The sequence below is a fragment of the Paenibacillus mangrovi genome (assembly GCF_022898935.1).
Lineage (GTDB): Bacteria > Bacillota > Bacilli > Paenibacillales > Paenibacillaceae > Paenibacillus_AQ > Paenibacillus_AQ mangrovi.
This window is the reverse complement of sequence record NZ_JALIRP010000009.1, coordinates 106,219-123,504: the sequence shown is the minus strand read 5'-3', so window position 1 is coordinate 123,504 and position 17,286 is coordinate 106,219. Positions and strand designations below refer to the sequence as shown.

Here is a 17,286-nt window from a genome sequence, read left to right as displayed (position 1 = left end):
TTCTAGGGGCTGTTTTGGCAATGCGAAATCCAATTCAAAGGCTGCTATCGCTTCAATCCGCTCTTTCCAATAACGTCTCTGTGTTGAGCGTAAAGCCCTCAATGACGGCATCTTCGTCAACCTCAATCATAATGCAGCGTTTGCCTTGAAAGCTCACCTGTTTAATATACCTTAAATCCTGTGGACTGATTGAAATCGTGGCAACCTTGGTATCGATCTTTATCGATTTTGACGTAAATTTCGGGATAACGCTTTTCGCCTTCAGTTCATAGTTCTTATCGTCAACGATGGTCTCAAATGCCCGTTCCACGGCTTCCTTGGTCACATTGTCCACGCCGCTTGCTGTCAGCACGCGTTCCACATCGGTATAATCCAGCTTCGGAGGTTCCTCCTCATCCTGGTGGGATTCAATCACATGATGAATCTCCTCGTACACGTGTGCGATCGTGGCGGAGTCCAGCTGTTCGCCCGCCACTTCTTTCACGATGTCTTCAAAGATCTCTCTCTCTTCCAGTGCCGTCACAGACCGTTCCGCATTCAAGACCTCAGAGATGAAATGCTCATTCGGATCATTCGATTTTCCCGTAGCATATAGAACCCGGTTCACGTCGGAATAATTGTCCGTCACGCTGGGATAAAAGAACCCTTGCTCCGGTGTGCTAAGCTTGATGATCGGATCTACAATGATATTGTACTTAAACTCTCTCTCCACATAGTCGAACAAGAGCGCCTTCCGCTGCTTCTCCGTAGAGTTCACGCTGCATAGAATGAACGGATGCCCGAACACTTCGTCATTCCCAGTCTCTTCGGCTTCATCATTTCTCGCCTTGGTCGGCCGGTAGTATTGTCCGCGTACGAACGTAATGACCGTATCCCGTTCATACGTCGTGTCCGCCATCATTTTGTCCACCAGCAGCAGCATCAGATCCTGCCACTCCTCCGGATCCCCCGTCTGCATAGCTTGGTGAAGCAGCACCCGCGAAGGGTCTTTCTGATCTTCCGCTTCCTCCTGAAACTTGAGCTCGAACAGCTTATGATCCAATTCGCCGGTCAGCAGCTTTTTGAAATTGCCCATGTACAGCTCCTGCTTCTCCCGGTCCACTAACTCAAAGGGACTCCGCTCCCAGTGATAAATTTCGTTCGTTTCCTTCATAATGTACACGTTAAGAATATCGTAAATATTCATCAAATGATTATCCAGCTTAAACTGCTTGCGTATGTGCGCGACTTCTTTCTTGTTCATGGTTCGTTAGACAACTCCTAGAAAGTAAATTGGCTTTATAAGTATAAACGATATAAAAACCCTTCGCTAGAAGGGTTTCTCGTCATTGCTTCTTTTCTCTATTTTATAGCCATGGATCGACGCGACGAAAGTTCTTTATTCTCAACATGTACTACGCCGTAGTTCATAGAAATACTGCACAATGGGATGCTTTAACTTCATCTTTTCGGACATGTTTAAAATTCGTTTTTTTCCAATTCGTCTGTCCACCAAAGCTAGAATATTCAATAAGATGTCATTGCTCTCGATGCTTTCTTCTATAGAAGTCGATAAAAACTTATTCGCTACAACGACAAAATTTGATTTGCTTAATGAAGCCTGTGCCGTCAAAAGCTCCTTTGCATATCCTGATATTTTTCTGTTTCTTGCAATGACTTTTAGACGATCCTCCGGAACGGTCCCCTTGGTATCCTTTCTGACTGCTTCCATTTCTTCATCGCTGATCGGAATTTGGAAACTTGAGTCATTCTTAATTTCCAGCTCCGTCTGATACCATCTGATTGAACTCGTTCTATCATTCATTCGGAGTACGTCCTTTTTATCTACAGAAATATAACAAAGCCCTGCTTTATCAGGTAAATAACGATAACCCGTTGCACGGTATTCAACCCTTCCATCTAACGCAGGACAGAGAAAACTCTCCAGTTGTTGCTTCAATTTACTCCAGGACATGTATCCTCCTATATTCTCAAACCCTGTCTATCCGTATTCGCGGCTGTTAGGCTCTCTTTTTTTGAAACCATATCTCGTTTAATTTTAACTGTCTCCGCCCTCATCCATATGTTGTGAAAATTCGTCCAGAAGCGCACGCACTTCATCTGTAGACGCTGTGCTCATCAATTGATTTCTTAGTTCGCTTGCCCCTCTAAACCCTTTGACATAAATCTTGAAAAAGCGATGAAGAGCTTTGAATGGACGTGTCTCTAATTCTTGGGAATACTGATCATGGAGATCCAGCTGCAATCTTAAAAGATCAAGGTATTCGGTACTGCTATGTTCCCTCGGCTCTTTTTCAAAGGCAAATGGATTTTTAAAAATACCACGCCCGATCATGATCCCATCCACACCATATTGTTCAGCTAGCTTCAAGCCCGTTTGACGGTCAGGAATATCTCCATTAATCGTCAATAGCGTATGTGGTGCCACACGATCTCGAAGTTTCTTAATTTCAGGAATCAGTTCCCAATGCGCATCGACTTGGCTCATTTCCTCTCTTGTACGCAAATGGATCGAAAGGTTAGCTATATCTTGCTTCAATATATGTGTCAGCCAGTCCAGCCATTCATCAACCCTTGTGAAACCAAGTCTGGTCTTCACACTTACAGGCAATCCTCCTGCCTTTGCTGCTTGTATGATTTCAGCTGCAATCTCTGGACGGAGAATTAAGCCACTCCCCTTCCCATTGGATGCCACATTATGAACAGGACAACCCATATTGATGTCGATCCCTTTAAATCCTAACTTCGCCATATCGATACTCATTTTTTGAAAATACTCAGGCTTATCGCCCCATATATGTGCAACCATGGGTTGTTCATCCTCGGTAAATAGTAAACGGCCACGCACACTATGATTTCCTTCTGGGTGACAATAGCTCTCCGTATTCGCAAATTCCGTAAAAAACACATCCGGTCTTCCTGCTTTACTCACGACATGACGAAAAACAACGTGCGTCACATCTTCCATTGGTGCAAGTACAAAAAAAGGCCGGGGTAAATCAAGCCAAAAATTATTGTTCACTTCAGACTCAAATCCTCTCATTAATCAAACTTTGACCCAAAATATAACGTCTAATGTTCGACTTCTTATCCACTTATATCATGCTTAATAACATAATTGATTAAACAATAGTACACTTGGACATCCAACCAAGCAACTGCTTCAAAAATAAATAATTTGTCCACAGCAGTGCTTTCTGACCATATTTATATTAAATTAAACAGGAAATTTTTATCTTGTCAGACTTTAAGAAAAAGAACGAATTCCCCAATCAGAAATTCGTTCTTTTTACATTATACTAATTCCAACCACGCCACACTCTCCACATGTGCCGGGTAAGCAGAGTCTACATATAAAAGGTGGGGAAGCATTGGATATCAGCGGCTTCCGCAATTGCTTTGTCCAACTTTATTCCTGAGGTGCTGGTTTTGCTTCTACAATTGAACGTAAGACCTCAACGTAATCTTTAAATGCAGTTCGTCCGGTTTCGGTGATTGCAAGCCAAGTTCTTGGTCGTTTTCCCACATAACCCTTAATTACTTCCACGTATCCTGCTGCTTCAAGGACGCTAAGATGTTTAGATAATAGGGAATCACTAACCTCAATGGCATCACGCAAAAATTGAAAGTCAACTCGTTCCGCCGGAGCAAGTGCCGCCATAATGGATAACCGCACCGGTACATGTATCAATTCATCCAACTTATGCCGAAAATGATTCTCCGATGAGTTCATGAACGCCACACCCGCCAAGCTGCATACCAGCATGGTATTGCTGGCAGAACTCCCAGAATTACTACCCAAATGGAGAGGTGATCAGGATGCATCGAAAGGCGAAAAATCACATCCACCAAAACAAATCCACAAAAAATCCAGGTAACAGGATATTGAATCCACTGATTGACTCGACTAACCACTTGCTGTCGCGCAGCGAAGAACAGTGCGAATATGCCTAGGACAGGCACTGCAAGAGTAACTACATATTGCAGCCACCCGGTCGTAACGGGAGGAGCTAATACGCCAAAAGCGGCGATAACGACCCCCATCATGAACCATAACCATCCGATCCAATGACCTCTTAATCGAACTTCACGTTCCAGTCGCTTGATTTCAGTGAGTGCACCTTGGACATCAATATTATCCTTTTCTCGGACCATCAATAATCCCCTCCATCATTCAATTAATTGAATGTTATCACATACTTTACTGTCATTCAAGTAATTGAACGGTCTAATTTAAAATTGGGCTGAAAGCCGGAATCCAGGCTAAAGCTTATCGTATAGACTGTTCCTAATGGGAACAGTCTATTTTTCGAGTACAAGTGGTTATCGGCCTGCTGTCCCAAGCAAGACAAAAAGAACCGCACCACGACGCGATTCTGTGCATTTTATGAATGGCACGTCCGATACCCGCCATCCTCGAGCACCCTCAAATCCCGTGCCAGCGTAGAAGGATTACAGCTCATACCCTACTCTCTCTGGCTTTATCTCCAGAATCGTCTCAAGCAGCTTCGGGTCGCAACCAATGGACGATCCTATATCAGTGAAGATGGTATCCAACCCATTGATAAAAGAAACTCCTCGATTTGCACCATATCATCCACTGATCAGGTCGTATGGTATAAAATCGATGGAAATCGAGCCATAACCGTTAAGGTTCCGGCAAGTGGGGGATTTAATAAATAAGTATGAACTGTCCCATCATTTACAAATTGGTTACCAATAATGCTGCAACAGATCAGCTAACGTCTCGGAGCTGGTATATTCTACAGGCCTCGAGGAAAACCATCCGTTCAGCAAACTGGCAGAGCTGTTGGGAAAAGCACAATAGTACCGTTCCATCTCTTAAGGCAAACCTCATTGAAATTCTTGCATACTCTAAGCTGCTTCCTGTTCAATACAGAAAGCAGCTTGTAGGATAAGGTGTTTTTTTCTTTTACTGAAAACAGGTCCTGACCCGCTTCCTTGAAGCGTCCAAAGGGCTCTGCTGTCTTTTATGCCAGGTTAATCGCTTTAATCTTTTCCAGCGGAATTTTAGGCTGTCGATCCTCGGTCAGAAGTCCGTTCACTTCTTGCTGCACGTCGGTCACTTGAGTATAGCAGTACCCGCAAATGTAATCCATGTCCTTGATGGCTTGCGTAATACGCTCGAACCGATCCAGGAACGCTTCCTCCGAGTCGACCTGGTTGCCGTAACCCCAGCCCTCTTCAGACTTGAAGGCGATGCCGCCGAACTCGCTGATGATAATCGGCTGGCCGCGGTATTCATAGCCCTGAGCGATCGCATACTTCCAATTCATATGCGAGATTTCGTTGCTCGTAATCGCGTCTTTGTTGGCATAGCGCTTCCGGAACCGCTCGCCCGACTCCTCGTAGTCGTGTAAGGTCACGATGTCGGAGACGGTATGCTCCCAACCATCGTTCACGATGACCGGCCGGTTCGGATCGATCGACTTGGTCAAGTGATAGATAGCTTCCGTGAACTGCTGCTGCCTCCGGTCGACGAACACGTTGCCGATTCCCCAGGATTCATTGAATGGAACCCAAGTGATAATGCACGGATGATTGTACTGCTGCTGAACGATGTCCAGCCACTCCTTGGTGAACCGATTGACGGCCCGGTCGTTGAATTCGTACGTGGCGGCCATCTCAGACCAGACGAGAAGTCCTTTCACATCGCACCAATACAGGAATCGTGGATCTTCGATCTTCTGATGCTTGCGCACACCGTTGTACCCCATCGCCATGATTTTATCGATATCTTCAATGATGGCTTCTTCGGAAGGAGGCGTCAGATGGCTGTCCGTCCAGTACCCCTGGTCCAGAATCAAACGCTGATAGATCGGCGCGTTGTTCAGAAGAACTTTGCCCTTCTGAATCGAAACCTTGCGTAGACCGAAATACGATTGCACCTTGTCCAGTACGGAATTCGCCGAATTCGTCAAGACGAACTCCACTTCGTAGAGTTTCGGATGCTCCGGACTCCACGTTTCCACCCTCCATTCCCGCGAATCGCTGATCAACTCCACGCCTGCGGTCAGTTGCGATCGATCCACCACGATGCTGGCCTGCTTAATAAGTCGCCCATCCATCGTTATTTTTGTCGTCAACAAGTGACTCTCATCTACGGCTTCATCGCTCATATGATAATCGAATCGAACCGAATTCGTGTCCAGGTCGGGCGTAATCTTCACGGATTGCAGATGCCGTTCGTCCACATACTCCAGCCACACCGTTTGCCATATTCCCGTCGTTTGCACGTACCAGCAGCCAAAGTTATCGGTTCTCCAGCGCTGCTTGCCCCGAGGCTGCGTGACGTCGTTGCTGTCTTCGACCTTGACGACGATTCGGTTCTCGCCGTCGTCCTTCCTCACTTTTGAAGTGATATCAAATGAAAAAGCCGTGTATCCGCCCTTGTGGTTACCAACGAAGTTGCCGTTGACCCATACTTTGGCTACGTAATCGACTGCTTGAAAATTCAGCATAATCCGTTTGCTGACGGCCTCTGCCGGAACCGTAAAGCTGCGCTGATACCAAACATACGGATGGAACTTAGAATCCCCGATGCCGCTGGCCTTCGTTTCGTAGACAAACGGAACGCGAATGCGCAGTTCCGTCTCATACGAATCGTACCAATGTTCACTCTCTCCCACATTGCCGTCGTCAAAGCGAAAATCCCATTCTCCATTCAGGTTGCTCCATGCAGACCGAACGAATTGCGGTCTCGGATAGTTTTGTCGATAGCTCTGAATACTCATGTTTTATCACAGTCCTTTGCGTACGTCTTCTTCGAAATTAATAGCCTTCAAGTTCTTGATGCATTTTAATGTTCCATCCGGCTGTTCCTTCAAGGTGTACAGGCCGAAAGTCAGCCGATCGTCCGAATCTCCATCGCCCGCATCATGCGGGGGTCGTCGGTTTATCGCTCTCCTGCTCCTCTTTATTTAGGATGAGAGTCATGATCTTGTGGGACTGAAAGACCTGCCCGTTATTACGCGGCGGCTTCGTAACAATCCAAACGCCGAAGCCTGTGATGGCAAGCAGAACGCCAGCAAGCCATAGACATTCTGCCTCGCCCAGCATCAAATTCGGTTGTTTGCTCTTCAGGGCAAAAATAAGCATATTGCTCATGACCAGAAACCACAGCACATTGCGTCCCATCGCTTCCAGTGGCGTCAGCGAAACCGGGATTCGATCCATGAGACGGGACAGCAAATAATAGCCATAGAGAATCAATGCGGAGCCGATGATCCACCATACCGAAGGCGGAAACCGTTCTGGCAAGACTTGATTTTCGGATGACACCCATCTCCAGACAAAGCTGCCCGAGGCTGCAGCAGCCGCAATCAGCACTCGCCAGTCCCACGTTATGCGGTGCTTGGCGAACAGGACGCCGGCAATGTAATAAGGTAAATATTGAAGCACGGGGAACGAAGCAAATTCGCGCGTTCCGATCAACGGTCCGAGCTGAGTGAGATGGACGGAACCGTATGGAATAAACGTAAAGATGAGCAGCATGCCGGCAACCGCGAAGCCGAGTGCTTTTCTTGCAGCCAACCAACGAAGCGGTACAAACAAAACCAATCCGATGATCATCAGATAGGTGAAGGAAATCAGGAACTCAGACCACCCCGGCATATCCCGAATCAGCAGAATCGGGCGAATGGTTTCCCAATCGAGCTCACGTCCATCGATGAAAATCCGGAACGCTGCGCCGGATACGTAGAAAGCCAGGATCGTCTTGAGCGCGGTTAGCACCATCCGGGGAGCCGCCTTCCGAAACGGCTTCGAATAATAGGCAAGCTGCGAAACGTACCCGAAGCTGAACACGAATCCGGAGAAAGTGATCAAATTAATAATGTCTATGATGCGCTGCCCATCAGGGTAAACCAGTTGATCGCTGAAAAATTGAAGCGTATGGCAGTAAACCATGCCGATGACGAGAAGTCCCTTGAAGAGATCAATCGCCCTTTCCCTCTTCTTGGCCTCCATCGGAGCTGCACTCATCCTTTGATCCCCGTCATGCTGATGCCCTTAACGATCTGACGTTCAAAGATAACGAACAGAAGAAGAATTGGTAGCGACGAGAGCGTATTAATGACCATTGGCTTCACATAATCCTCCGAATACTGGTTCATTAAGGTTGGAATTCCCATCGGAAGCGTGAAGAGGTTGTCGTCTGTTACGGACAGGAAAGGCCATAGGAAGTTGTTCCACGAGCCAATGAAGGTCAGAATTGCCATCGAGGCCAGGGCGGGCCGCGTCAATGGCAGCATGATAGACCAGAAGATGCGCCAGACCCCTGCTCCATCGATCTGTACGCTCTCGACCAGTTCGTTCGGAACGCCATCGAAAAAGCTTTTCAACACGATAACCGCCACCGGAGACGCAAGCGCAGGCAAAATAAGGCCTTGGTAGCTGTTCAGAATATTCATGTCCTTGGCCACTTGGTAGAGTGGAATAATCACCGCTTCGCCTGGAATAAGCAGACCCGCCAACACGAAGAAGAAGATAAAAGAGCGGTAACGGAACGGAATCTTCGAGATTGCGAAGCTCGCCATGGCCGCAATCGCCACGGTAAAAATCGTTACGAAGATCGCCACGAGGAAGCTGTTGAGCGTCCAGTGCATGAGCTTGGTTGTGCTCAGGATCTCATCGTACACCGCTAACGAATAGGGTGGCGTGAACCAGTCTCCAAGCGACACGATCTTCATGCCTTCTTCCTTGACCGATACAACCAGCATCCAGATGATCGGCGCAAGAAAGAAAAATGCCACAATCAGCGAGATTACCCGATATAGCCATTTCATCTAGATCTATGCCTCCTTCCGGTTGTTGATCCAATATTGGACGGCTGACAGAACGAGCAGAATCACGAACACCACGTATGACATCGTCGCCGCGTAGCCCAAATCATTCTTACGGAAGCCCGTCTGATAAATGAGCTGGATAATCGGCCGCGTCTTATCAAGCGGACCGCCGCCCGTGATAATGTAGATCTGCATAAAGACCTTGAACGAGCTAATAATCTGCAACATCGTGATGGTCTTCGTGATCGGGCTAAGGTGCGGGAACGTGATGTTCCAGAAGATATTCCAGTTGTTCGCTCCATCCAGCCGGGCCGCCTCATTAATCTCGTCCGGAATTTCCTGCATGGCTGAGAGATAAAGTATGAAATTGAAGCCGACCGTCCACCAGAGGGTGATAACAGCGACGGCCACCCAGGACAACCCGGTTTCCGTCAGCCAGAAGATCTCACTGCTCTCGGGAAGCAAGTGAATCCAATGAAGGAAGGTGTTCACGAAGCCCATGTAGGGTTGAAAAATAAACAGGCCAAGGAATGAAGCAACAGCCACGGAAAGAACGCTCGGGATAAAGAATACGGTCCTGTACAGCTTCTGCAGCCTCGACTTGCGATTGGCGATTAGCGCAAGTACAATTGCCAGCACGATCATCGTCGGCGTCGTTAGGATCACGAAAAACGTCGAGTGCCAAATCGCTTCCCACACTTCCCGGTCATGAAGCATACGATTATAGTTATCCCAGCCTACGTAAGACATCTTCTTAATCAAGGTCCATTTGTAGAACGTCATCTCGACACCCTTGATCATCGGCCAAATCGTGAACAAAACATAAATGACGACAAAAGGCAGCAAAAAAAGAAGGGCCAGCAAATCCGCTCTCAGCTTGCTTATTCTCAAATTACTCTCACCTCGCCGGGGCAGCTCGGCAAGCTTACGGACGTTGCCCGCAAGCTTGTCGGCTTCCTTGTATTCGGTGCTATTCGTCTAATACTTTCTGGATCGCATCCTGCATCTTCGTCATGGCGTCCGCCGGTGACATCTTGTTCGTCCATACTTCATTCAAGTACTTGAACAGGGCATTGTCGCGAATCTGCCAGTTCTTTGTTGAAGGCTTGTTGAACTTGACCGTATCGGCTACGGAAGCGTAGTCGCTGCGATATGGAAGGTCCTTGAATTCCTGCTTCTCGAGCACGGAAGGCTTGGAAGGAATATGTCCCGCCTTCGCCCAGGTCTGGCCGTTGGATGCTAGCCAGTCAGCGAAGATCATAGCGGCCTTGGCCTTATCCGGGTCTTCCTTTTTCGCTACAGGAAGGATTATCGTATGCGAATCCCCCCATGTTGCTGCCTGGTCGAAGATCTTCGGAATCGGCATAGCGCCAAATTCAAGGTCCTTCGTCGCTTCCCAGGTTCCCGTCGCCCAGACGCCCGTCATCATAATGGCTGCTGTTCCACTCTGGAAGTTCTTGTAGAAATCCGGGTCATTCTTCTTGATGTAGCCGTTCGAATATAGCTTCTGGATATAGTCGGCCGCCTTCGCGCCCTTGTCTGCGTCGAGCGCTGCCTTCTTGAGGTCGTCAGAGATGACGTCGTTGCCCCCGAGTTGGGAGTATAGCGCCCACCACAAGCGGTACGGATCGTCATTGGTATTGGACAACGCAAACGGTGTCACTTTAGACGGCAGCTTCTGCTTAAGCATTTCCAAGAAAGCGACGAAGCCGTCTGCGGATTGCTCCATGACCGGTTTGCCGTCATCTCCGAGAAGTCCTGCGTCCTTCAGCAGCTTCTTGTTGTAATACATAATGAACGGATGCGTATCGATCGGGGCGGCGTAATGCTTGCCATCTACGACGGTAGCGTTCAGCAAGTTGGAGTTATAAGAACTCCAGTCGACGCCTGCAGCTTGGGCCACATCGTCCAGCTCGCTTACGACGCCTTGGTTGATTAGATCGGGTAGGCGGGAGGTATGAGAAATTCCGACGTCGGGACCGTTGCCATTGCCGACAGCTGTGATTAGCTTCGTGTAATATTCTCCCCATTCCAGTTTCGTGTTCTTCACTTGAATGTCCGGATGAGTCTTGTTGAACTCATCGATCATCGCTTGCATGTTGTCACCGTCTCCCCCACTAAAGAGCGTCCAGAACGAAAGTGTGACCTTCTTGCCGCTGCCCGAATCGGAGCCCGGTGCGCTGGTTGTATTCTCGGCACCATCTGAAGTTTTTGATCCGGTATTGCTGGCGCCGCAAGCGCCAAGCACCAGAGCTAACGACATCAATGTCACTAATATTAAACCAAATTTTCTCCTCATATTTTCCTCCCCCGTCTTGGATAATCTCATTTCAAGGCACCAAAATTATTGTTTTATTTCAATTTTTTTGTACCTTTGAGGCTATAATAATTCCGTTTCATCATAATGTCAACGCTTTCATTCTAATTAATGGGATTAATAGGAGTAAAAAAGCTCTTGGTTACAAATAATCTGTAAACAAAAGCTTTTCGATATCATTATTCGGTTACATAATAGACTTTCACCATAATGTCCTGCTCGTAATCGCCAAAATGCCTTCCGAACAAATTCATACCACCCTGGTGAACCGCATCCGACTTCACGCCGACCCGAAGTCGGATGTTGGGGCGATGAATAAGTTTCAATTCGTCAATTGTCACCCCCGAGGTCTTCTCCATGTCCAGCGTCGTCAAATTTCGATCTATGCGCCATGTTTTCAGCAATCCGTATTGCGTCGACCAATCCGGCCACCAGGCCGGGTTCAGCTTGCCGCGCCGATCACCGAAGTCGCCCGGGCTCGTCCAGGTGCCGAGCTCAACGCCATTGATCCAAAGCGTGATGTCTGAAGGCCAATTGTTATCGTAATTCGGCGCCTCGGAGCACATTTCCATGGATATTTCCAAAGCGTCGATACGGGCATTGGAAGGGATTTCGAGAGGTAAAAGATACTCCAGGAAACCCTTGCGAAGCCAGATCATTTGCGCTCCGATATGCTTCGGATGGTAGAAGCTGGCCGGCTCATCCTCCCGGACGATCATACCTTCAGCACTCGCCATGCCGCATGTCGGATGAACCTCGCAGTCGCTATAATGACCGATCGGCATCTCCATTTCGTAGGTGCTGAGCATCCCTCTCGGGATCGTCTTCTCGACATTAAACGCGATTCGAATGTCATCATAATTACGGCTGCACACCTTCATCGCCCCGCGCGAAGCAGGGAGCAGCTCAGTACTGATCAGCTTGGCGGCCTCCAGCACCTTTACATTGTTGGCCACGGTCGAGACCGGCAGCTTTAGCGCTTCCGCGATCTCCACCACATTCATACTTTTGGTACTCAGTAGCTGAAGCATATCGACGCGGGCGCGAGTAGACAAGGCATGCGCGACGGTAACAAGCTTGTCTGGATTTTGAAAACTGAGCTCGAGCATGCTCGTTCTTCTCCTTTCAGCGATGCATTTTATTTCAATTATTTTACATGAATACATTTAAATTATCTATAATCTGAATTAAACTAAAATTTTTGTAGCTAATGAGCCGGCCTTATTTGTGGGAATAAATCGCTCTCCGACAGCTGAATTATAAAGAATTCCCCAACATTCGCCGCAAGTTCGACAATGACCAGGAAGTCTATCATCCGTTTATAAAAGTATTTTATATTTGAGAATGAACAGCTGTTTGTCAGCGAATACACGTTCTAAATGGAAGACTTTCAACATGAATCACAAACCAAAAAATCCGGGGCAATTACGCTCCGGATTCTTCTTGAAGATGCTATTTACCCTCCCGATCCTCCCATTCAGGAAACCGGCGTAATCGTCGGCGTGATCGGTCCGCTGCGCAAAGCGCGGGTGAGCTGCAATACGGCAAAATAGGCGAGCAACGAAACGAGCAGCGCTCCGAACAGCGCGACCGTCTGCCCCAAGTCCATGCGTATCAGAAAACGGTGAGCTGCCAGACTGGTAACCGTCATGACGATTCCTCCCGTTCCCGCCTTGAGCAGAATACGGAAATCTAAATAAAAACCGATCGTTCCGGCTACGGCAAAAAAATTCAGCACGGTGAGCAGCAGGATGCCCAGCCCGAATGCCATGGCGACGCCTTGGATCCCGATGTTGCTACCGAGCACGAAGATGAGGCTCACCTCAAAAATATTCGTCATGATATGGTTCCACATCACGGTAGACGCTTTACCCAGACCAAGTAAAATGGCCTTCAAAGGCGCCTCAAAATAATAAAGGAAAAATAGCGGTGCCAGCAGCTTGAGCAGTACGCCCGCTTCCGGTGCATGATAGATCACCGTCGTCAGCGGAACCGCCCATAAATATAAAATGATGGTGCAGGGCACGCCGACAAGAAGCCCGGTACGCATGGCCATGTCCATGCGGCTGTGTACGAGCTGGCTGTTGTTGTTCGCACTCGCTTCGCTGATCGCGGGAATTAATGCCGTTGATAACGATTGGGTAAAAAAGCTGGGGAGGAACAGCAGCGGAATGGCGTAACCTGCCAGCAGACCAAATTGCTTGGTCGCCATCTCGACACCGACGCCGAACAGCACCAGGCTTTTCGTAATCACCAGCGGAAGAAACGCATGGTAGATGGAATGGATAAAGCCGCTGCCAGTCATCGGCAAGCCGATGCGCAGTAGGTCTCGCAGCGTGCTGTCTCCTTTGAGCAAGGTTTTTGGCGTAAGCTGAGGTTTTTCCTTGACCTTCTCCCGGTTTGCCCATTTGAACACCGAAAACAAATAGATTAGACCGACTCCCTCTCCGATCACCGAAGCTCCCATCGCTCCTGCGGCGGCATAGGCGATCCCGTAGGGAAGCAGCAGTTTGACCACGCCGAAAATGACGACGATTTGCGCCAAATTCTCCAAGATGTCGGATAAGGCGAGCGGGTTCATGTTTTGTCTGCCGCGAAAATATCCCTTCAGCACGGCGGATATGGCGATAATCGGAATGATCGGGGTGATGGCGACCATTGCTAAATAGGCTCGTTGATCAGCTAATACAATCGAGGCGATCCACTTGGAGCCAAGGAGAGCCACCGTTGTCAATACGATGCTTAAGCTGCCCGTAACCGTTAAGGATACGGCGAGAATCCGTTTTATCCGCGCTTCATCCTGCCTGGCCTCCGCCTCCGACACCAGCTTCGAAATCGCGACCGGAAGCCCCAGTTCCGTCATCGTTATAAATAGCGGAAGCAGCGGATGAGCGATCATAAGCAGCCCGACTCCTTCCGCTCCCAAAAAACGCGCCAGCAATATGCCGTTTACAAACCCGAGCCCTTTAGTAAAAAATGACGATACGGTCAAAATAAACGTCCCGCGCATAAAGCTTTGCTTTTTTAATTCCATTGGTCGCATCCCACCTACTGTTTGTCCTGTTTACCTTTTTAAACTTATTCGGACAATGTCCAATACATGCAGACAAGGCTGTGAAAATGGTGCGCTACTTTTATTGATTAACAACCGATCTTCGAAATATAATGGATCTAATCTTTCAAATGAGGTGAAATGTTGGAAGGTGAAAAAATATGAATCCTCAAGAATATCAACAATTTTATGATAAAGTCGGTAAGTTAAACGGATGGGATTTCAGTCATGTGAAATGCGTGTCCGAAGGGGTAAAGTGGGATTTCTATAATGAAGTAACAAAGGCATGCAAAAAATCGGACCTCTTGCTTGACATCGGCACAGGCGGCGGTGAAGCCATTTTATCTATAGCTGAATCGCTATTGCTTCTCGTTGGGATCGACTGGTCGAGCGGAATGATTGAAACGGCAAACCGCAACGCCATGAAATCAGGTGTACCTAATGTTCGTTTTTTACAGATGGATGCAATGAAGCTGGATTTCCCCGCGAGCTTTTTTAATGTCGTTACCTGCAGGCATTCGCCTTTTTGTGCTAAAGAAATAGCAAAAGTGCTCGTGAACGGTGGGTTATTCCTCACGCAGCAGGTAAGTGAAAACGACAAGTTAAATATTAAAGAAGCGTTCGGAAGAGGGCAGGCTTCGGGGACGAAGCCTGGGACATTAAAAAAGCGATACATGGCAGAATTAAGCGAAGAGGGTTTTTCCGATATTCAGTTGTCTGAATATAATGCCACCGAATATTATCAGACGGACGAAGACTTGATTTTCCTGCTCAAGCATACTCAAACCATTCCCGATTTCGGGCAAAATGAATTGGATTATCAAATCCTGCAAAAATTCATCAAGGATCATCAAACGGAAAAAGGCATCCAGACGAATTCGGAACGTTTTATGATCACGGCCAAATTCCCGGGCTGCTGAAAATAACTAAAAAGCCAAGGCATAAAAGGATGCTCACAAATGCGGGCATCTTTTTTTTTCATGGAAGCTGAAGTCATCAAAAAATGAGCATATCACTTGTTTCTAAGCGATATGCTCAGCTCCTTTACTATCATGATACATACATTACGACAAAAATAATTAGGAAAAAACATCCTGGGTCATACTTCGTACTCGTCGTGTAATCGCCACCACGTGTATGGAGGTGTTTGCGGCCACCCTTCAGGTGAATCCTCCCAATCCTCCTGACGACCGTAAGGCGTCAGATCGAGGAGATTGAAATCGGCTCTGATCCTGTCTACACCGCGTGCCGTCGTATAATAGGTTCGAAACACACTATCGTCATTACGGAGGAAGATGCTCAAGCCAAATCCTTTGCCTGCGCCGCAGTCGATATTGAAATTGTCGCCGTTTGAGGAGAACCAAGGGAGTGTCCAACCCATACGCTTTCGAAAAGATTCGATCTGTGTAAAGGGTGCTGGCGAAACGAGGATGAAGGAAGTATCACGGGCATGCAGATGAGCTAGGTGACCAATGTTGTCGACAAAGGATGAGCAGCCGCGGCAGCGATGGTCGGATCCTGGATCCATCATGAAATGATAGACGATGAGTTGCCGACGCCCGTCGAAAAGATCAAGCAGGCTCGCTGTGCCGTTTGGCCCCTCGAACACGTAATCTTTTTCAATTCGCACCATCGGCAGCCTTCTGCGCTCCGCAGCAAGTGCGTCTAACGCGCGGGTGAGTTCCTTTTCTCTGACGAGCAGTTTTTGACGAGCAACCTGCCACTCTTCTTCTGAAACGATCTGAGGCATTGAAGAAATGCTCATATAATCCATCCTCCCTACATGAATTGGAAATTTTAAACATGCTGCAATGATCCCAGTATACGATTATTACTTTCATAATGCAAGTTATATTGCTTTTGTTATGCAAGTATGATAAATTGGTCTTATGAAACGTTCAGATCCTAAATCACACTGCCCGATTAATTTTTCTTTAGAGGCTTTTGGCGATACCTGGTCTTTGCTGATTATCCGAGACATCGTATATTTCGGAAAGAACACCTACGGGGAGTTCATTGAGTCTGAAGAGAGAATTTCATCAAATATACTGGCCAGCCGCCTTGCTCATTTAGAGTTGAAAGGCATTCTCGTTAAAAAGCCCCACGCTACAGATAAGCGCAAAGAGGTTTATTTTCTTTCGGACAAAGGCTTGGATTTAATACCAATATTGCTTGAGTTAGCCGGTTGGGGCGCCCTGTACGACCCTGAGACCGATGCGCCACAGAATTGGATTTCCGCGGTGAAAGCCGATCGAGAATCAATGATAAGACTTATTCGCGATACCGTTCGCAACGGCGGGTCCATTTTTTCTGGTCCCGATAGTGTTGTTAGTAAATTAGCTATCACTTAAAGGAAAACGAATGTGAAATGGACAAGAGCAGATCAAGAATTCCCATTTACGGTATAACCGAGGGCATTCGCGATTCGTGCCAATCCCCCCATAACGACCTTTTGAACAGTCACGGGAGGTCCGGCAATATATCCGTCCATGGATTTCCAGGCAAGCCCCAACCATAACGGATTCGAAGGGATCCCTTTTTTATTCATCTTCCCTTCAGTTTCTAACTTGTGAATGAGCGCGAACATTTGCCAATGGTTTCCGGGAGGGCGTATCTCATGCCGCATCATCAACTGTCCGTCACTCTCATTCCAAAATTGATGGACCTGGCCTGGCGTGACTGTCAGACGTTCGCCTGGACCGGCCCAAATGTCTTTCCCGTCCACCCTGAAGCGCATGGTTCCCTGTATTATGGTAAACGTCTCCGTTAGCGAAGGATGCCAATGCGCTCCGTTGATCGCACCATTCCGGCTGATGTTATGTTCAACCAGCAAATACTCCCCATGATCGTCCGTGCTCCATTCCAGACAGGTGACGGTCGTGCCGTCGGGATGAACCAGAACACCAGGGTTCGGTTGATGTTGCCTCATCGTTTAACCTCATTTCTCTTTCGTGTTTTGGTTCGCATTTCAAGATGGATGGTGCTACTATACTCACTTTAACATCAAATACGGTAAATTATTACAACAGGTTTGACACAAAAATCCTCCTCATGACCTCATCAAGCCATAATAGTACGCAACAAAGCAGCCATTCCCCGGTCTTCCCGAA

16 protein-coding genes and 1 pseudogene are annotated in these 17,286 nt (G+C 47.7%); 2 read left to right on the top strand and 15 right to left on the bottom strand.

Annotation, left to right across the window (positions count from 1 at the left end; all coding sequences use genetic code 11):
- Positions 1-52 precede the first annotated feature (52 nt).
- The 13 genes and pseudogenes from MUG84_RS20860 to spoVB all read right to left on the bottom strand — a co-directional run bounded on the left by MUG84_RS20860 (position 53) and on the right by spoVB (position 14,158).
- Entirely contained in the window at positions 53-1,243 is a 1,191-nt protein-coding gene (locus MUG84_RS20860; RefSeq protein ID WP_244728491.1) for a DUF4317 domain-containing protein, read from the bottom strand.
- Positions 1,244-1,384: 141 nt separating this feature from the next.
- The gene (locus MUG84_RS20855) at positions 1,385-1,954 is read right to left on the bottom strand and encodes an SF0329 family protein (RefSeq protein WP_244728489.1); all 570 of its coding nucleotides are present in this window, start codon (positions 1,952-1,954) and stop codon (positions 1,385-1,387) included.
- An 84-nt stretch (positions 1,955-2,038) separates the two neighbouring features.
- Positions 2,039-3,043, bottom strand: coding sequence for a tRNA dihydrouridine synthase (locus MUG84_RS20850; RefSeq protein ID WP_244728486.1), 1,005 nt, complete (start codon positions 3,041-3,043; stop codon positions 2,039-2,041).
- A 366-nt stretch (positions 3,044-3,409) separates the two neighbouring features.
- Positions 3,410-3,733, bottom strand: a complete 324-nt coding sequence (locus tag MUG84_RS20845) for a winged helix-turn-helix domain-containing protein (RefSeq protein ID WP_244728484.1) — start codon at positions 3,731-3,733, stop codon at positions 3,410-3,412.
- The gene (locus tag MUG84_RS20840) at positions 3,730-4,155 is read right to left on the bottom strand and encodes a hypothetical protein (RefSeq protein WP_244728482.1); all 426 of its coding nucleotides are present in this window, start codon (positions 4,153-4,155) and stop codon (positions 3,730-3,732) included. Before MUG84_RS20840 ends, MUG84_RS20845 begins: the two co-directional genes overlap by 4 nt.
- Positions 4,156-4,397: 242 nt before the next feature.
- Positions 4,398-4,521: pseudogene (locus MUG84_RS20835) on the bottom strand (tRNA (uracil-5-)-methyltransferase); the annotation flags it as partial.
- 470 nt (positions 4,522-4,991) lie between these two features.
- Positions 4,992-6,755 carry a glycoside hydrolase family 2 protein gene (locus tag MUG84_RS20830; RefSeq protein WP_244728480.1) on the bottom strand — a complete coding sequence of 588 codons (1,764 nt, stop codon included), beginning with the start codon at positions 6,753-6,755 and terminating at the stop codon, positions 4,992-4,994.
- Positions 6,756-6,897: 142 nt separating this feature from the next.
- On the bottom strand, positions 6,898-8,004 hold the full coding sequence (locus tag MUG84_RS20825) for an acyltransferase family protein (protein WP_244728477.1): 1,107 nt from the start codon (positions 8,002-8,004) through the stop codon (positions 6,898-6,900).
- Entirely contained in the window at positions 8,001-8,807 is an 807-nt protein-coding gene (locus tag MUG84_RS20820) for a carbohydrate ABC transporter permease (RefSeq protein ID WP_244728473.1), read from the bottom strand. The genes MUG84_RS20825 and MUG84_RS20820 overlap by 4 nt, the downstream gene beginning before the upstream one ends.
- Positions 8,808-8,813: 6 nt before the next feature.
- On the bottom strand, positions 8,814-9,698 hold the full coding sequence (locus tag MUG84_RS20815) for a carbohydrate ABC transporter permease (protein ID WP_244728471.1): 885 nt from the start codon (positions 9,696-9,698) through the stop codon (positions 8,814-8,816).
- Between the two features lie 79 nt (positions 9,699-9,777).
- Positions 9,778-11,106 carry an ABC transporter substrate-binding protein gene (locus tag MUG84_RS20810; protein WP_244728468.1) on the bottom strand — a complete coding sequence of 443 codons (1,329 nt, stop codon included), beginning with the start codon at positions 11,104-11,106 and terminating at the stop codon, positions 9,778-9,780.
- A 197-nt stretch (positions 11,107-11,303) separates the two neighbouring features.
- Positions 11,304-12,233, bottom strand: a complete 930-nt coding sequence (locus tag MUG84_RS20805; protein WP_244728466.1) for an ArsR/SmtB family transcription factor — start codon at positions 12,231-12,233, stop codon at positions 11,304-11,306.
- Positions 12,234-12,601: 368 nt separating this feature from the next.
- A complete protein-coding gene (gene spoVB / locus MUG84_RS20800; protein ID WP_244728464.1) occupies positions 12,602-14,158 on the bottom strand; it encodes a stage V sporulation protein B in 1,557 nt (518 codons plus the stop codon).
- Positions 14,159-14,337: 179 nt separating this feature from the next.
- On the opposite strand from spoVB, the gene MUG84_RS20795 reads away from it, so the two are divergent.
- Entirely contained in the window at positions 14,338-15,096 is a 759-nt protein-coding gene (locus tag MUG84_RS20795; RefSeq protein ID WP_244728462.1) for a class I SAM-dependent methyltransferase, read from the top strand.
- A 179-nt stretch (positions 15,097-15,275) separates the two neighbouring features.
- Here MUG84_RS20795 and MUG84_RS20790 read toward each other — a convergent pair whose 3' ends face one another.
- Positions 15,276-15,941, bottom strand: a complete 666-nt coding sequence (locus MUG84_RS20790; RefSeq protein WP_244728459.1) for a DUF899 domain-containing protein — start codon at positions 15,939-15,941, stop codon at positions 15,276-15,278.
- Positions 15,942-16,065: 124 nt separating this feature from the next.
- On the opposite strand from MUG84_RS20790, the gene MUG84_RS20785 reads away from it, so the two are divergent.
- Positions 16,066-16,527, top strand: coding sequence for a winged helix-turn-helix transcriptional regulator (locus MUG84_RS20785; RefSeq protein ID WP_244728457.1), 462 nt, complete (start codon positions 16,066-16,068; stop codon positions 16,525-16,527).
- Positions 16,528-16,559: 32 nt separating this feature from the next.
- Here MUG84_RS20785 and MUG84_RS20780 read toward each other — a convergent pair whose 3' ends face one another.
- Positions 16,560-17,105: a cupin domain-containing protein gene (locus MUG84_RS20780; RefSeq protein WP_244728455.1), complete on the bottom strand. Its 546-nt coding sequence runs from the start codon at positions 17,103-17,105 to the stop codon at positions 16,560-16,562.
- Positions 17,106-17,286 lie beyond the last annotated feature (181 nt).

Excerpts from the sequence above, each read along its gene's own strand:
- MUG84_RS20860 (WP_244728491.1), bottom strand. The coding sequence starts at position 1,243 with ATGAACAAGAAAGAAGTCGCGCACATACGCAAGCAGTTTAAGCTGGAT.
- MUG84_RS20855 (WP_244728489.1), bottom strand. The coding sequence starts at position 1,954 with ATGTCCTGGAGTAAATTGAAGCAACAACTGGAGAGTTTTCTCTGTCCT.
- MUG84_RS20850 (WP_244728486.1), bottom strand. The coding sequence starts at position 3,043 with ATGAGAGGATTTGAGTCTGAAGTGAACAATAATTTTTGGCTTGATTTA.
- MUG84_RS20845 (WP_244728484.1), bottom strand. The coding sequence starts at position 3,733 with ATGAACTCATCGGAGAATCATTTTCGGCATAAGTTGGATGAATTGATA.
- MUG84_RS20840 (WP_244728482.1), bottom strand. The coding sequence starts at position 4,155 with ATGGTCCGAGAAAAGGATAATATTGATGTCCAAGGTGCACTCACTGAA.
- MUG84_RS20830 (WP_244728480.1), bottom strand. The coding sequence starts at position 6,755 with ATGAGTATTCAGAGCTATCGACAAAACTATCCGAGACCGCAATTCGTT.
- MUG84_RS20825 (WP_244728477.1), bottom strand. The coding sequence starts at position 8,004 with ATGAGTGCAGCTCCGATGGAGGCCAAGAAGAGGGAAAGGGCGATTGAT.
- MUG84_RS20820 (WP_244728473.1), bottom strand. The coding sequence starts at position 8,807 with ATGAAATGGCTATATCGGGTAATCTCGCTGATTGTGGCATTTTTCTTT.
- MUG84_RS20810 (WP_244728468.1), bottom strand. The coding sequence starts at position 11,106 with ATGAGGAGAAAATTTGGTTTAATATTAGTGACATTGATGTCGTTAGCT.
- MUG84_RS20805 (WP_244728466.1), bottom strand. The coding sequence starts at position 12,233 with ATGCTCGAGCTCAGTTTTCAAAATCCAGACAAGCTTGTTACCGTCGCG.
- spoVB (WP_244728464.1), bottom strand. The coding sequence starts at position 14,158 with ATGGAATTAAAAAAGCAAAGCTTTATGCGCGGGACGTTTATTTTGACC.
- MUG84_RS20795 (WP_244728462.1), top strand. The coding sequence starts at position 14,338 with ATGAATCCTCAAGAATATCAACAATTTTATGATAAAGTCGGTAAGTTA.
- MUG84_RS20790 (WP_244728459.1), bottom strand. The coding sequence starts at position 15,941 with ATGAGCATTTCTTCAATGCCTCAGATCGTTTCAGAAGAAGAGTGGCAG.
- MUG84_RS20785 (WP_244728457.1), top strand. The coding sequence starts at position 16,066 with ATGAAACGTTCAGATCCTAAATCACACTGCCCGATTAATTTTTCTTTA.
- MUG84_RS20780 (WP_244728455.1), bottom strand. The coding sequence starts at position 17,105 with ATGAGGCAACATCAACCGAACCCTGGTGTTCTGGTTCATCCCGACGGC.